The 15,744-nt window shown below is 36.8% G+C and carries 16 protein-coding genes; 5 read left to right on the forward strand and 11 right to left on the reverse strand.

Annotation, left to right across the window (positions count from 1 at the left end; translation table 11 throughout):
• Position 1 precedes the first annotated feature (1 nt).
• The 11 genes from MHH58_RS11895 to MHH58_RS11945 form a co-directional block, all read right to left on the reverse strand.
• Positions 2-1,681 (reverse strand): hydantoinase B/oxoprolinase family protein, encoded by a 1,680-nt coding sequence (locus tag MHH58_RS11895; RefSeq protein WP_341345996.1) that lies wholly within the window; start codon positions 1,679-1,681, stop codon positions 2-4.
• A 1-nt stretch (position 1,682) separates the two neighbouring features.
• Positions 1,683-3,719 carry a hydantoinase/oxoprolinase family protein gene (locus tag MHH58_RS11900; protein ID WP_341345997.1) on the reverse strand — a complete coding sequence of 679 codons (2,037 nt, stop codon included), beginning with the start codon at positions 3,717-3,719 and terminating at the stop codon, positions 1,683-1,685.
• 18 nt (positions 3,720-3,737) lie between these two features.
• The gene (locus MHH58_RS11905; protein ID WP_115885652.1) at positions 3,738-4,277 is read right to left on the reverse strand and encodes a helix-turn-helix domain-containing protein; all 540 of its coding nucleotides are present in this window, start codon (positions 4,275-4,277) and stop codon (positions 3,738-3,740) included.
• Between the two features lie 152 nt (positions 4,278-4,429).
• Positions 4,430-4,756, reverse strand: coding sequence for a branched-chain amino acid transporter permease (locus MHH58_RS11910; protein ID WP_341346111.1), 327 nt, complete (start codon positions 4,754-4,756; stop codon positions 4,430-4,432).
• The gene (locus tag MHH58_RS11915) at positions 4,756-5,463 is read right to left on the reverse strand and encodes an AzlC family ABC transporter permease (RefSeq protein ID WP_135097177.1); all 708 of its coding nucleotides are present in this window, start codon (positions 5,461-5,463) and stop codon (positions 4,756-4,758) included. Before MHH58_RS11915 ends, MHH58_RS11910 begins: the two co-directional genes overlap by 1 nt.
• Positions 5,464-5,490: 27 nt before the next feature.
• Positions 5,491-6,045 carry a helix-turn-helix domain-containing protein gene (locus tag MHH58_RS11920; RefSeq protein ID WP_341345998.1) on the reverse strand — a complete coding sequence of 185 codons (555 nt, stop codon included), beginning with the start codon at positions 6,043-6,045 and terminating at the stop codon, positions 5,491-5,493.
• Between the two features lie 110 nt (positions 6,046-6,155).
• Complete coding sequence (locus MHH58_RS11925) at positions 6,156-6,626, reverse strand: nucleoside 2-deoxyribosyltransferase (RefSeq protein ID WP_115885648.1); 471 nt, start codon at positions 6,624-6,626, stop codon at positions 6,156-6,158.
• Positions 6,627-6,663: 37 nt separating this feature from the next.
• Complete coding sequence (gene nhaC, locus MHH58_RS11930; protein ID WP_341346112.1) at positions 6,664-8,097, reverse strand: Na+/H+ antiporter NhaC; 1,434 nt, start codon at positions 8,095-8,097, stop codon at positions 6,664-6,666.
• Between the two features lie 18 nt (positions 8,098-8,115).
• On the reverse strand, positions 8,116-8,865 hold the full coding sequence (locus tag MHH58_RS11935; RefSeq protein WP_341345999.1) for a hypothetical protein: 750 nt from the start codon (positions 8,863-8,865) through the stop codon (positions 8,116-8,118).
• 13 nt (positions 8,866-8,878) lie between these two features.
• The gene (locus MHH58_RS11940; protein ID WP_341346000.1) at positions 8,879-9,880 is read right to left on the reverse strand and encodes a proline racemase family protein; all 1,002 of its coding nucleotides are present in this window, start codon (positions 9,878-9,880) and stop codon (positions 8,879-8,881) included.
• Positions 9,877-11,055, reverse strand: coding sequence for an NAD(P)/FAD-dependent oxidoreductase (locus tag MHH58_RS11945; RefSeq protein ID WP_341346001.1), 1,179 nt, complete (start codon positions 11,053-11,055; stop codon positions 9,877-9,879). Before MHH58_RS11945 ends, MHH58_RS11940 begins: the two co-directional genes overlap by 4 nt.
• Positions 11,056-11,194: 139 nt before the next feature.
• Here MHH58_RS11945 and MHH58_RS11950 point away from each other — a divergent pair, with 139 nt between their 5' ends.
• The 5 genes from MHH58_RS11950 (at position 11,195) to MHH58_RS11970 (ending at position 15,729) form a co-directional block, all read left to right on the forward strand.
• Positions 11,195-12,559, forward strand: coding sequence for a sigma-54 interaction domain-containing protein (locus tag MHH58_RS11950; RefSeq protein ID WP_341346002.1), 1,365 nt, complete (start codon positions 11,195-11,197; stop codon positions 12,557-12,559).
• 58 nt (positions 12,560-12,617) lie between these two features.
• A complete protein-coding gene (locus MHH58_RS11955; RefSeq protein WP_341346003.1) occupies positions 12,618-12,896 on the forward strand; it encodes a (2Fe-2S)-binding protein in 279 nt (92 codons plus the stop codon).
• On the forward strand, positions 12,886-13,221 hold the full coding sequence (locus MHH58_RS11960; protein WP_341346004.1) for a (2Fe-2S)-binding protein: 336 nt from the start codon (positions 12,886-12,888) through the stop codon (positions 13,219-13,221). The genes MHH58_RS11955 and MHH58_RS11960 overlap by 11 nt, the downstream gene beginning before the upstream one ends.
• Entirely contained in the window at positions 13,214-14,398 is a 1,185-nt protein-coding gene (locus MHH58_RS11965) for an NAD(P)/FAD-dependent oxidoreductase (protein WP_341346005.1), read from the forward strand. The genes MHH58_RS11960 and MHH58_RS11965 overlap by 8 nt, the downstream gene beginning before the upstream one ends.
• A gap of 125 nt (positions 14,399-14,523) precedes the next feature.
• Positions 14,524-15,729: an RNA polymerase factor sigma-54 gene (locus MHH58_RS11970; protein ID WP_341346006.1), complete on the forward strand. Its 1,206-nt coding sequence runs from the start codon at positions 14,524-14,526 to the stop codon at positions 15,727-15,729.
• Positions 15,730-15,744: the final 15 nt, after the last annotated feature.

Raw genomic sequence — 15,744 nt, forward strand, 5'->3', positions numbered from 1 at the left:
ATCACCTACTATATCCATAAAACCTATTCGCTTGTTCGACTGTGATATAACCATTTAGAATATCATTTTCTACATCTTTTTTACTTCGTTCCTTGGGATCACCGTATCCTCCGCCTGTTGCAGTTTTTAGCACTACTTTATCGCCTTTATTTAATTTGTATTGATTGTACTTACCAAATGGACCATCAACAGTCCCATCTGCTTTCTCAATAAGGAATTCATTATTAGAACCGTCCATTCCTCCTGCTGAGCCCCATACATTTAATTTATGATGTCCGTAACTCGCTGTGAAAAATTGATTATCAGTTAATGCACGATAACTTCTAATGACCCCAGGTCCTCCACGATGTTTTCCTGCCCCGGCCCCATCTGTCCGCATAGAATACTCATCGATGATGACACCATAAGTTGTCTCTGCAATTTCTACAGGAACATTAAACGTTTCACCATCTAATATGCAAAATTGACCTGTGTCTCCATCCTGATTATTTCCTGCTCCCCAACCACCAACCGATGGTTCAACAATTAAAAAATCCCCATCTTTATCAGGATGTTTACCACCCATGATAACGGTACAAACGGACATAAGATGTCCTGCTGTTAGTTTATCTGGAAGATATGGAGAGAGAGACTTCCAGATAAGTTCACTGCCATACAACATAGATTCCCAATACATTGAAGTCGGTGCTGGACTAGAAGTATTTACTACAGAACCTTCTTCCGCAATTACTGTTAATGGTCTAAAAGCACCATCATTAATATCTTGTGCGGGGTTAGTTATAGCAAGAAAAATTGTTCTAACAGATGATACTAATCCTGTATATGAACTATTAATAGGGCCTTGCACTTGTGTATCTGTGCCAGTGAAATCACAGATGAATTCATTCTCTGTGATTGTAATTTTTATTTGAATATTAATCTGATCATCAGTTATTCCATCATCATCAATCAAGTCACTCAACTCAAAAGTACCCTTTGGAAGTTTTTCAATTTCTTTTAATGCAAGTCTTTCTCCCTGGTCCAAGAATCGTTCCATACTTTCGATAATGACTTCACTTTCATATTTTTCGCATAATTCTTTAAGTCTTTTTTCTCCCGTCCGTAATGAGGCTACTTGTGCCCATAAATCACCGATAGAGATTTCAGGATGTCTCACATTCGTTTCAATAAATTTAAGTAGTGGGTCATTTACTTCGCCTTCTGAAAATAACCTTAAACAAGCGAATTGCAGACCTTCTTGATAAATTTCGGTTGAGTTTGTAGACATAGAGCCAGGATCTTTACCTCCTACATCTGTCCAATGTGCTTTGTTGGCGACAAAGGAAATTAATTGCCCTTTATAAAATATAGGCATCACAAGTCCAACATCATTTAAATGTGACCCCCCGCCTTTATATGGATCATTGATAATAAAAATGTCACCTTCTTTTATAGTATCGCCGTGTTTCTCAATCGTATCTTTAACCATAAATGACAACATACCAATAAATCCTGTTACACCATTCCCTTGTGTAACGAGTTCACCTTTATGATTAGTTAATCCACAAGCATAATCTAAAACTTCATAGACAATTGGACTCATAGATGTTTTTGCTAGTGCGATAAACATTTCTTCTCCGGTAGCAATAAGTGCATCTTTAATTACTTCATAAGTAAATGGGTTTGTTTTATAAGATCTCATATTATTGACCTCCTATCTCAATCACTAGATTTCCATATTTATCTTTTTGTAATACGTCTCCATCATGTAATATTATTGAGGTTGACTGTTCCTCGATAATAGCTGGTCCAGTTACACTTTCTTCTACTTTAAGTTTGTTCTTATCATATACCGAGACATGTATCCAGCCACTTTCCTCATAAAAAACTTCTCTCTCTCCTTTTAGTGCTGTGCCTTCCTCAGTATCAGTCTCAATCATTTTAGGTTTTTCAAGTTTACCTAAAGCTTGTATTTTTATATTTACTATTTCTAATTCATTTTCTGGCAGTGTATATGAGTACATACGATCATGGTTCTCGTGGAAATTTTTAATGATTTCCTCAATATTATTTTCATCAATATTCTCATACGGAACATGAATTTCTACAGTATGTTCCTGACCTTCATACCTCATATCTAAGCTTTTTGTAATAACTACATCACTAGCTTCAACACCTTCAGTATTCAAGGTTTCTTCTGCTTTTCGAATAATTTCATCATACACAGAATTAACTTCTTTATAACTTATTCCTCTTGCTGGTAGTAACAGTGTCTGTGAGTAGTCATGTCGAATATCAGACATTAACATTCCCCACGATGCGAATACTGATGATGTTGAAGGAATAACTACTTTTTTAATTCCTAACTCACGTGCCAATGCTTGTGAATGCATCGGACCTCCTCCGCCAATTGCTACTAGCGTGAAGTCCCTTGGGTCATAACCTTTTCTAACTGAAATTAGTTTCAAGGCATTCAACATATTTGAGTTAGCGATTTTTACAATTCCCATTGCTAAATCATCAGTTTTTGTATTTAGCTGTTTGCCCAAACTAATTTCAAATTTATTTTTGATCTCTTCAAGCGATGTACTTGTCTCAAAGTTCCTCAAAGCTAACCTTCCTAAAAGGACATTCGCATCAGTTGTTGTAGGTTTATTTCCCCCGCGCCCATATGCTATTGGTCCAGGATCTGCTCCGGCAGATTTAGGTCCTACTTTTATAGACCCACTATCATCAATCCAGGCTATTGAGCCACCACCGTTCCCAATTTCAATAATGTCAACGACAGGCACCTTCAAAGGGTAACCTGCATAGCGTTCCGTTTTCTCCATATGGTAATTCGTCGAAATTTTCACATTTCCATTTTCCACTAATGAACATTTTGCAGTAGTTCCTCCAATATCCAATACAATTAAATTATTTTCATCTATTACTTCTCCTAATATGGAAGCCCCGAATATTCCAGCTACTGGTCCAGATTCAATCATATTTATAGGTGTTTTCTTGGCAATCTCAAAAGTACTCGTACCACCATTAGACTGCATGATGTAATTTCTTTTGCAGCTGCTTTTATCAATCAAGTTCTGTTCTAGATTAGTCAGATAATCGTGGGCAATTGGTTTCACATAAGCATTAAAAGCAGCCGTTGAAGTACGTTCATACTCTCGCCATTCTTTACTTAATTCGCTAGAAATTGTCACACTGAATTCTGGATAATTTGTTCTAATATAATTTAGAACTTGCTTTTCGTGCTCATCATTTTTATAGCTGTGTAGCAAAGATACTGCTATGGCTTTTACGTTATATTCTTTAAAGTAAGTTAGTATCTCATTAAGCTCGTCAGTATTTAAGGGAGAAATCACTTCACCTTTATAGTCTAATCTTTCAGAAATTTCTTTACGCAAATGTCTCTCTACTATAGGCTCAGGTTTCTTATATTTAAGATTAAATAAATCTGGTCTGTTTCCCCTTGCTATTTCTAAAACATCTCTAAATCCTTTTGTTGTAATTAAGCCAGTTTTTACACCAGTTTTTTCCGTTAGTGTGTTTATGACTACTGTTGTTCCATGAAAGAACATTTGTATATCTTTTAAATCTATATTCGCTTGTTCAATAACATTAAAAATACCTTTTTCAAATTTATTTGGTGTAGTATCAGACTTTCCGACTATAATTTTCCCGTTATCATCTACTGCTACTAAATCTGTAAATGTTCCACCTATATCTGTAGCAACTCTCATAAAAAACTTCCTTTCAATTTAAAATAGTGTTGGCGTAACTACGCATAGAATCTTGGCTATATTCTCACTATTATTCTCATAATAATGAGAGATATTAGAAGGAAAATGAATAACATCATTTTGATTCAATTCATATATCTTTTCATTCACGTATACTGTAAGTTTTCCTTCTATTAAGTAGTATAGTTCTTCTCCGACATGACGCATTTTTTCATTTCTTGCTCCTGGGGGAATTTCAATTATGTAGTTTTCTAATGTCCTATTTTCGAAATCACTAGACATGCGATACATCGTTTGAGATGAATGCTCTACTTTAAAAGGTTCTGCAGTTTCAAAAGAAATCATAAAGTCTTCTGACTTGGGAGGATTAAAAAAGTGTGTAATATCAACATCTAAAGCTTCTGCAATTTTATTTAATGATGTAATAGCAGGTGAACTTTCTCCTCTTTCAATTTGTGATAAAAAACTAACAGATAAATCTGTTTTACTGCTCAACTCTTTAAGGGTGAGTTTTTTTTCTAAACGCAAAGATTTAATAGATACGGGTATGCTTTCCATAATACCTCCTTTTAATTCCAGTATTACTGTAATTAAAAAAATCTTATCATACTATTCTGAAAAATAAAAGCGTTTACAATAAGTTTTCTGAAGTTTTAAATAAATTAAAAAGATGCCTATAAAAAATAAGCATCTTGTCATTAAGTATTCATTTAAAAAACCATCTGCACCAGAATCATATAAAATATAGTGCCCCCGGCTATCGACAGCAGCATATTTTTCTTCCAGTAATGCAGTACAATTATCAATCCGACAGCGAGCATCTCCGGGACAAAGCCGGACACCGTTGTCAGCTCAACTTCCCGGAGAGCATACACAACCAGAAGACCGAATACAGCCGGCGGCAGCATATAGCCCAAGTATTTTATGTAAGACGGTGTTTCTTTATCGTTATTAAATATAATAAATGGCAGGAATCTTGTTGTTAGCGTTCCAAGCACTACACATCCGATGATAATAATCTGCTGGGTTAAGGTCATCACGAGATCACCTCTCTTTTCTCAATTACTTTCCTAATCAGTGTCAGTGCAATTAAAATAATTACCATCGCAGGGATGATAAAGTTCTCAGGACCGAAAATAACGAGACTCAATATCGATGCACCAATCCCGACAACTGAACTGACATGATATCTTTCTTTCATCCACTGATCTAAAAAGATGACAACAAACAAGGCTGTCATAACAAATTCCAGTCCTTCTGTATTGAAGGCTACTGCTGAACCGAACAGGCTGCCGATTGTTGTGCCGCCGACCCAGTACAGCTGATTCAGGATGGTTACATAAAACATGAACCAGCCGGAGTTAATATGGGCAGGTGCTTTTTCCGTACTGTTAATAACGAATGTTTCATCACACATGCCGTAGATTAAGTAATACTTCTTCTTGCCGATACCTTTAAACTTGTCCAGCATGGAAATACCGTAAAATAAGTGTCTTGCATTAATCATTAAAGTAAGCAAAAAAGCACTTAAAGGGTTGAAAGCTCCGAGCAGCATACTGCCGGCAACGAATTCCATCGATCCCGCGAAGATAAATATACTCATCAAGATGGCATAGGCAGGGCCAAATCCAAGTGAGTTCATATAAATCCCGTAAGCAATTCCCAGGAAGGTAAAGCCTGCTAAAATCGGTATAGTTTTTGGAAAAGCGTATTTCAGTGTTGCAATATGGTTTTCAAACGACATTGCTGTCACCCTTTTTTATTTATATTTTTATTTTCTGTAGTGCATGACCATCGTCAGTTTCACCATAACTTCTCCGTCATTTTTATAAACATGCGGCTGATTGCCGTCAAATATTATTGATTCATCTTCCTTGAGGAAGGTTGAAGTCCCGTTAATATCCATCGTCAGCCGTCCTTTATTTATAAATATATACTCCTCCACCCCTGGAGTATGAGGATCTGAACTGTGTCCGCTTCCGGGGTCAATTTCTACATTATAAACTTCGAACAATTTTTCCGGCGAAAAAGGTACGACGTTATAAACGCGGTAACGTTTATCATTTTCTGTTACAAGCTGTGTATCCTCTTTTCTGATTACCTGCATAGCTTTTTGCGGACGGGTAATCAAGGAAGAAAAAGAGATTTTTAGACCATCTGCTATTTTCCATAATGTTGTGACCGTCGGAGTTGAGTCACCTCTTTCAATCTGCGCAAGCATCGCCTTGCTGACACCGGTGAGCACTGAAGTTTTATCGAGACTTAAATTTCGTTCTTTGCGGATTTTTTGGAGATTACTGCCGATAAAGGCTACATTTTCTTTCATAATTACTCACCTCTCAATCAGATTTTAATCACCATAACATATTTTTATATGCTATAACATACAAAAATAATAAAAAAACAGCATATTCTGAAAATATGCTGTGAAAAAATTTATTTATCTTCAGCTACCGGAGCATGATAATAATTTTCAAATCTGATTTTTTTCTTCTCATTAAAATCATATTTGGCCAAATCATCAATATCCTGTAAGTAGACATCCAGTGAATCCGTCAGCATCAGATTTACCGGAGCTTCCGTCTCAGGATCTTTTTCCTGATAAAGTACGATAAATTTACCCAGCGCCTTGCCGTAGCCGATTTCAAAACCTGTACCCGGGTCAACATGCTCTCCGATATAATCATGTACAGCTACGACTGCATCGCACCATTCAACATGTTTGATATCATTGTTATAAACAAACTCGCGCCACTCATCCGAACCGTGTTCAAGGTGTTCATCCTGCTGGAGACGCGGTGAAAATACTTCAGTCACTGTTGGGTTTTGTTCCAAGGCAGCTTCCACTCTCTTAACTCTCTCCACTTGCTCAGCATCAAAAAACGGACTTGCCAAATAAATTTTCATTAGATAACTCCCATTCTTTTATTTAAAGAATATCATATTAGTAATTACTTATATCAGTTTCTTTTTCTATTTCTGCATCCAATGCTTTTTCATAATCATCTTTTTCAAGTATAAATAAACCAAAATATCCGTAAATCAAAGAAATGATAATAACCAGGAATCCGTACCAGAAGAATGGAATATACGTGAGAGTAGCAACACCAAGTGTTGTTGCCATAAACACACCACCATCGGACCATGGAACCATCGGTGTCGTAACCGTTCCTCCAGCCTCCACATTTCTGGATAACAGAGTTCTCGATATCTTTTTACGGTCATAGTTCTCTTCGGTAATTTTAGTTCCTGTTAAAAGAGATACATAAGCTGCACCTCCAAAAAACACTCCGAAAAATGATGCTAGCATTGTAGTCAGCGTTAAATTACCGGTATTTGTCGCCCATTTCGCAAATATATCCCCAATAACGGTAAATGCACCAATTGTCTGCAGCAACCCGCCTACTCCAAGAGCCAGAATAATTAACAGAATAACTTCAAGCATGAAAGTAATACCACCGCGATCAAGCAGGATATCAATGAAGTCGATGCCTGTGGAATAGCTGCTGCCGGAATATAATGTCTGAATTGCTTCGATAAATCCGTAACCTTGAAACAAGGCAGCCCATAAACTTCCAAGCAAAGCACCGAATATAATTACCGGTACTGACGGCAACTTAAATATAAGCATTATGATAACAACAGCTGCAGGGACAAGCATGTACCAGGATATTGTGAATGTTTCCTGAAGTCCTGCCATAGTATTTTCCGCTATTGTTAAATCACCTGTCCCCTCATAAATCACTGAACCTGTAATCCAATATGCAATGGCTGCAATGATAAATGCAGGAACCGATACATAGGCCATAGAATGAATATGTCTGAATAAGTCCACTTTGGATAGTGAAGCTGTCATTACAGTTGTATCAGATAAGGGTGACATTTTATCACCGACATAACAACCCGAAATAACAGCACCTGCTACTAAGTAAACTGGCAGTCCAAAACTCTCTCCAATTCCCATCATTGCAATGCCGGCAGTACCTGCTGCACCAAATGATGTACCTGTTGCGATTGCCGTAATCGAGCAAATAATCATTGCTGCCATCAGAAACATACCTGGACTGATTATACCGAGCCCGTAGTAGATCATAGTCGGCACAACACCTCCCGCTATCCATGAGCCGATGAGTGCCCCGACAGCAATCAAAATAAGTATGGCACCCATACCTTCATAGATACCTTTCAGCAGACCTTTCTCCATTTTTAAATAACTGTTGCCAAGGTACAGTCCGAACCCCATAATCATGAACCACACAGCTAAAAGTGCCAATTGAATAGGTAACTCCAGAATTACAATACTGCCAAACATAATCACTACAAATAAGGCCAGGATGCAGAGTAATATAGCGACACTTGGTAATCTTGGTTTTTTCACCATAAAATTCCTCCTTTTTTATTTAATAATAAATCCTTCGCTGTAAATATCTGTATCATCAATATAAAATTGTGAGTTGGCTATTAAGTAATATTTATACAAAAAACTGTTATTATTAATTTCAATGTTATTACCGGTTAAGCCAGTCAGTTCTTCCCCTTTATACTTTTTATATAATAGTGAAATGACCTCTATAACCGGGTATGGAATAATGTCTCCATTCTTATTTACAATTGCAAATATTCCTGAGTTATACAAAATAAGATAATCAAGATCCGGCTGATATATTTCTAGTATTGAAGATTTAATTTCTGTCAGATTATTTACTTCAAGATTTAGAACGGTTTCTTCTATTTTTAGTTTTTTATCATTTATTGTGTAAAACTCTCCGCTATTATGTGCTTCGAACAAAGATGATATCTGTAATTCATCATGTTTGTATAAAATCTCCTCCCCGTCTAATCGGATTTGATACATCATCTTCTTATTAATTCGTCCCCTGTCAACCAAAGAGGCTATAAAGGATTTAAGCAAAATATCTCTATTATCAATAATATTTGAAGTATCCAGAAAAACTTCTAAAATCTGTTCTTCACAATTTATATTATAAGTAATTAGATTCACGTACTTATTGCCTCTTGGTTCATTCAGCAGTAAATTTTTGATTTTATACGGCGGTATATCCACTTTGAGTTCTGCTTGGTCAGCTATTCTCAATAGTTGTCCATTAATTTGAATATCATAGGTATTAACGGTTTTCACAATCATATTCCTGTCCCCCTTATATTTCAGGAATCAATAAGTATCCTTCACTCATTGAGTCAGTGTCATGCATATAGAAATCATGTCTCGCCATCAGCCATGCTGATCCAGTGATTGAAACTTTATTGTAAATAATCCCTTCTTTTTCTTCTGTTTTGAGCAGCTGGGCTTTAAACTGAGAACCTGTAATGCTTTCGTGGGTAAAAGTATCATTAATATTCATCCTGCCGTTTTTAAACAGCGTTGCCACTTTTGCACATGTACCTGTACCGCAAGGTGACCGGTCAATGCCGCCTGGAGGCACAATCACAGCATTCCTGGTGACCTTTCCTTCCTCATATAATTCCATATGAGTCAATTTATTAATAAAGCTGTATTCCGGATGTATCACTTCATGTTCAGCATTTATAATATCTCTCACTTCCATTGCTTTCATAACTATTTCTTCTGAACGGGAAACATCTAATGCCACGTCTAAATCAGAAGCTTTAATAATGCCGTAAAAATTTCCTCCATATGCAATATCGCAGTGTATAACTTGGTTACGATAATTTACCTCTACTGTTTTTAAATGGAATGATGCGGTGCTATTGAATGTCACCTCAGTGACTTTCCCGTTAGTCACTTTGCAATTTGCTTCTACTATACCTGCAGGGGTGTCGAGCACTACTTCAGTAAACGGCTCTTTTCTCTCAACATAGCCCAGCTCTACGAGAGCTGTGCATGTACCGATTGTGTCGTGACCGCACATCGGCAAATAACCGCCTGTTTCTACAAAAATAACGCTGAAGTCTGCGCGTTTATTCAATGGAGGAAGTAATATCGTTCCACTCATAACATCATGACCGCGAGGCGGATTAACGAGAAATTTTCGGATATAATCATAGTTATCTTTCATATCAAGCATCTGCTCCTGTATAGTGTCTCCTTTCAGACGCGGCATCCCCGCTAAAACTGTACGCGTCGGGTTCCCGCCAGTATGGGTATCAATAGTTATAAACTGCTTACTGTTTAAATTCATACTTTAGCCTCCTTAAACCGATTAATACTTAACGGACTGATGTCATCCGCCAATTTACCTGTCATCATCTGCGACATCCACAAGCCGGTAATTGCTGATAAACCAATACCGTCCCCTTCATGACCGGCTGCAATATAAAATCCTGGAACTTTTGTTTCGGAAATGATGGGAAGACTATCGGGAGTCCATGGCCTTAACCCTGCGTAGCTGCGTATAAAACTCATATCTTTCATCGCCGGAAAATATTCAATGGCCCGTTCAGCAATCAGTCTGATTACTTTATGGTTAACATTAGTGTCGTAGCCGGCGAACTCCCTGCTGCTTCCTATTAAAAAATTCTGGCTCTGAGTCGCTTCATGAACCAGTGCGACACCGTAATCATTCATTTCTTTTGATGCCCGTCTTTCCTTACCGAATTTAGTCATTAAATAACCAAATTCCTGTATTTTACGTGAACCCATTAATTCTGCTCTCGACGATACTAAAATATGTCCCTTTCTCGGCAACACAGGCACCTCGATATCCAAAAGTTTTCCTACGTGAGGAGAGTAAACCCCTGCAGCATTAATTACTTTATGGGCTTTAAACACTTTTTCATTAGACATCACTTTAAACTCTTCATGATTTACAGATTGAATATCCGTTACCGGAGTCATTTCAAATAATGAAAAATTATACTTTCTCGCTTGATTAATTAAGGAAAATGCGAGCATGTAAGGATTGATTGTAGAGTCGTTAGTGCATTCTATTCCTCCAACCAAATGATCTGAGAAATGCTTCGAATCATTTCTCAAGTCTTCTTTAGTCAGCTTTTTAAAAAACTTATCCTTCCCGTTCTCTTTATTATGACGATCAACCCAATCGTATCCCTGCTCTAATTCGTCTTCATCAGCACAAAGAAATATACTGCCGGGGTGTCTGAATTCAAATTCCATTTCAAGTTCAACAGATAATTCTTTAATCAAGTCCTGGCTTTTAATAGCCATCCTGCTGTCAAAACCTGGTTCTTTATCAATAAGAAGAACATTCCCATCGCATTTGGAACTTGTTCCCGAAGCAACTGTTTTACTTTCCAACAGTGCGACTGACAATCCTGTTTTAGCTGTGTAATACGCGACACTTGCACCGATGATACCTCCACCGATAATTAATACATCGTAAATTTTATTATTCATTAGTCCACCTCGTCTCATTGTTAATATATAAGAAAAAAGTATGCCAATTATCAAAATGCGAAATATCATTAATTTTGTTTAAAATTGTAAAGAACTATATAATTATTATGAATAATCTAACAGGTAAGGGGATGAAAATATGTTGGAAAAAGAAATTATAAATATTTTAATTAATTTTCATAATGATTCTTTCACAATCATTGATAAAGAAGAGAATGTAATTTACTGGAGTGACAGAGCTGCGAAAATCTTCGGTATGCCTAAGGATTATGTCCTCGGTAAAAAAATTACTGATATCTTTTCTGAAGATAAACTGATTATGATTAAATCTCTGCGCGAAAATAAAGTGATTCAAAGACAACAGCACAGGGCGACAGAAAATGTTTATGTTGATATAAAATCAATACCTATTTATATAGATGGCAAAGTAGAAGGTGCGATTGTATCAGAGGTAGATGTAACAGAAAAGATTAAACGGGAAGAACAGATTGAAATGCTGAAAAATAAGGTAAGTTCTCTGTCTGACAGCGTACAGCAGCTCAACAATTCCGAATTTAAGAATATCATTTACAGGAGTCCTGTTATGGAACGTGTGAAAAACCAGATTGAGATGGCTGCGAAAACAAATGCTAACATCTTGATCACCGGAGAAACCGGCGTCGGAAAGGAGCTGTTTGCTCAGGCTGTCCACAGTTCGAGCAAAGCAAAAGGCGATTTGGTTCCGATTAACTGCGGAGCAATACCACATCACTTATTTGAATCAGAGTTATTTGGGTATGAAAAAGGGGCTTTCACCGGAGCGAACAGAGCCGGCAATAGGGGTAAAATCGAATCGGCTGAAAATGGTACATTATTTCTTGATGAAATCGGCGAAATGCCTATTGATATGCAGGTTAAATTTTTAAGAGTTTTACAGGAAAGACAGTATTTTAAACTTGGCGGAAATAAAGAAATGAATACTAATTTCCGTTTGATTTCAGCAACGAACAAAAAAATATCAGACCTCTTATCTTCTGAGGAGTTCAGATCAGATTTGCTGTACAGAGTTAATGTAGTCAACATCCATATTCCGCCCCTGTGTGAGCGTCCAGAAGATATAGAAGCATTATTTTACTATTATTTATACAATATAAGTGAAAAATACGGGATGTCCGTCAGATACGCGAATAAACAGCTGATAAATGAACTGAAAGCATACCGCTGGCCGGGCAATGTCAGGGAACTGATGAATGTAATAGAACGCCTTGTAATTTTTTCCAATGAAGAAACATTAAATAATGAGGTTTTTTATCAATATTTAAATGAAGTCGGTGAGAAAAATACCGTCCCGAAAAACCTAATTAATGATGAAGCAATCGCACTGCGCGATTATATCGAGAAAGTCGAAGCAGACTATATTAAATATATTCTAGAAGATAATAATAATAATATTGAACAATCCAGTGAAGTTCTTGGAATAAGCAGACCCACTCTCTACGCCAAAGTTAAGAAATTTGGTTTGTAAAAGATAATGGCACGTTTTTTTCTTATAACTTTTATATAGTAAAAAGAGGTGCTTAAGTATGAGAAAAGAGGATGACTTTGTAGTATGCAGATGTGAAAACGTGTATTACTCAGATTTACTGGAAATTATGGAAGACGGTGCTAATAATTCCAGAGAACTTAAATTAAAATCACGTGCAGGCATGGGTTTTTGCAACTCCCGGACATGCGGACCCCTTCTCGAAGCGATGACAGGGGACAACAGCAATGAATTACCCCACTACGTTCATTTAAAATCACAGCCACCGATACGTACAATTTCATTACTGGATCTCGCAAGGGGGAATAATGATGACTGAAAGAATTATTAAACATAAACTTTTAGAAGATTTAGAGTTAAACACAGTGCCGTTCACATGGAACAATACTGTTCTGTACGGTAATGAGGGGGAAAGCATTACTGCTGCTCTTCTGGCAAATGATATCCGTAAGTTGCGTGAACATGAAAAAGACAGTCAGCCGCGCGGGATGTACTGCAATATCGGGCACTGCTCAGAGTGCCGGGTTATTGTAAACGGCAAGAAAAATCAGAGAGCCTGTCTGACACCTTTATTAAAAGACATGGCCATAGAACAGCAGATGGAAGTACCTTACGTTGTCAAGGAGGGAAGCCCTTATGTTTGATACCATTATTATCGGCGCCGGCCCTGCAGGCTTATCTGCAGCCCAGATACTTCAAGATGATCAAAAAGTGCTGGTAATTGACGAATATTACCATGCCGGTGGACGACTGCTCGGTCAGCTGTACGAAGAAGAGAAAGGAAAATGGTGGAACGGGCTGAGGATCGCCAAAGAATTAATTTCTGCAGTTGAAAAGAAAAGCGAAATACTCATCAATACTTCGGTTTACGATGTTGAGCATGACAAACATTATACTGTACATACAACTGCAGGTGTATTCGACAGTGTTAATTTAATCATCGCAACTGGTGCCAGAGAAAAGTCGAATCCCTTGCCGGGCTGGGATCTGCCCGGTGTGATGACAGTTGGTGCTGCGCAGATACTCACGAACTTCAATCGTGTAAAACCCGGCAATAAAGGTGTCATTATCGGCATTAATCCTTTATCTATGGTTATTGCAATGGAGTTTGGTTACGCTGATATTGAAGTTGCCAAGATTTGTATGCCGCAGCGCAATATTATAAACACAAAATCACCTAAAGATGCCTTTGAAACGCTGCTCTCTTTAGGCAGTTCCGCCCCGTCGAAATTAATTTCTGCCGGTACGGTACTTGCCGGTAAAGCGAAACCTCTGCATCAAACTGCTTTAAAAATGTTCCCCGCATCCGGCGTAAAAGCATTAGGTTTGCCTATTTCAATTAAAGAACAAGTCCTGTCTATTAACGGCTCTAAAAATGTTGAATCCGTTACAATACAAAAAACTGATGCTGAAGGCAGACCAATTCCAAATAGTACATACAATATTGATTGTGACTTCGTATGTATTTCAGACGGACTTGCCCCACTCAGTGAAATTGGCTCTTTACTGAACTTAAAACACGTGTACTCAGAAGCTCTCGGAGGTTACGTGCCGCTGCACAGTAGAACGATGCGAACAGAACTCCCAAATTTGTATGTAGCAGGCAATGTTACGGGAATTGAAAATGCTAAAGTCGCTATGCTTCAAGGAAGGGCAGCCTCTTTTAATATATTAGGATATAGGGGTGGACTATCAGACACTTTAAGGCACATTGATGATGAAAGAAAGAATGCAAAAGTAAAATTTCATAAAGACTTATTATCCGGCCGCGAGAAACTGGAAGCTATATGGCAGGAACATAAAAACACAGTTCATTCCTAACGGAGTGAACTTTTTTATCTCTAATTTTACACTATGTAAACAATACAATAATTTCTTTATAACTATAATTTCATTTTTGGCTTGTGTTAATATAGTTTTAAGCAAAATATTAGAGGATGAATATAATGATTAAACTTGAAAACATTATAGCCGACGACCTGCATATTACTTTAAACAGTTTTTTATATAATTCTATTAACTTATTTAAGTATAATAATGAAGAACTAAACAACTATATTATGAACAAATGTCGTGACAATCCATTAATCTATATCGATGAAGATTCTATCCCTCTGTCTGTATTATCTTATAAACAGAAAAATCAGCCGGATGATATCTTGTCAGAACTTTTTCAGTACTTTAATTGCACTCTTTCCGGAAGAAACCAATTAATTATGAATTATTTAATATACTCCTTAAATTCCAACGGTTTTTTGGAAGCGGATACAAATGAGATAGCTCTGTTAATGAGGACAAAAAAAGATATAGTTGAACAATTAATTATTCTGCTCCAAAATTACGACAACAGAGGAATAGGCTGTAAGGATATTACCAGTTTTTTAGTCTTTCAATTAAAGTTAAAACAAGTATATAATGAAAATTTATTTTCGATTTTCACATCCCATTTAGAAGATATTCAAAAGCACGATTACTCATTTCTAAAATCTATTGATGTTAAAAAGACAGAGTTTTTATCCTATGTAGAACTGATTAAAGACTCTTGCGAGTTATTTCCACTTAGCGGAGAAAATTCATCATATACATCACCGGATGCAGCAATTACATTAGATGAAAATAATACCTTCAGCATCCAGATTAATGACTGCTTAATAGATTCCGTGACCTTTGAAGCGATTAGTCTGGATACAGGCAGACAAAAATTTAAGCACAAAATTGAAAGTTACAAAAAAGACTATGAAGAACTCGTATCCATATTAAATGCGCGGAAGGTTTACTTAGCGGATATACTGACGATTATTGTGAACGTCCAGAATGATTATCTGCTTGGAAATACTTCTTTTCTAAATACTTTAGATCAAAACATGCTGTCAGACTATACTTCGCTCAGTCCAGCGACAATCAGCAGATTGCTGCATAACAAATTTGTCTCAACTCCAAGAGGTATCTTCCCTGTAAAATCGTTACTGTCAAAAAAATGTTCTAAAAATGCTTCAGTCAGTTATGTAATGCATTTTATAAAAAACTTGTCAGGTTTCGAGAAAATGTCTGACAATAAAATTTCAACTATATTAAAAGAGCAGGGAATTTCTATTTCCAGGCGTACCGTCAATAAATATAAAAATCAGTTACTCAAACAAATTTCATTCTAAATAAAAAGAAGGTAT

This window comes from Jeotgalicoccus sp. FSL K6-3177 (genome assembly GCF_038050175.1).
Classification (GTDB): domain Bacteria; phylum Bacillota; class Bacilli; order Staphylococcales; family Salinicoccaceae; genus Jeotgalicoccus; species Jeotgalicoccus nanhaiensis.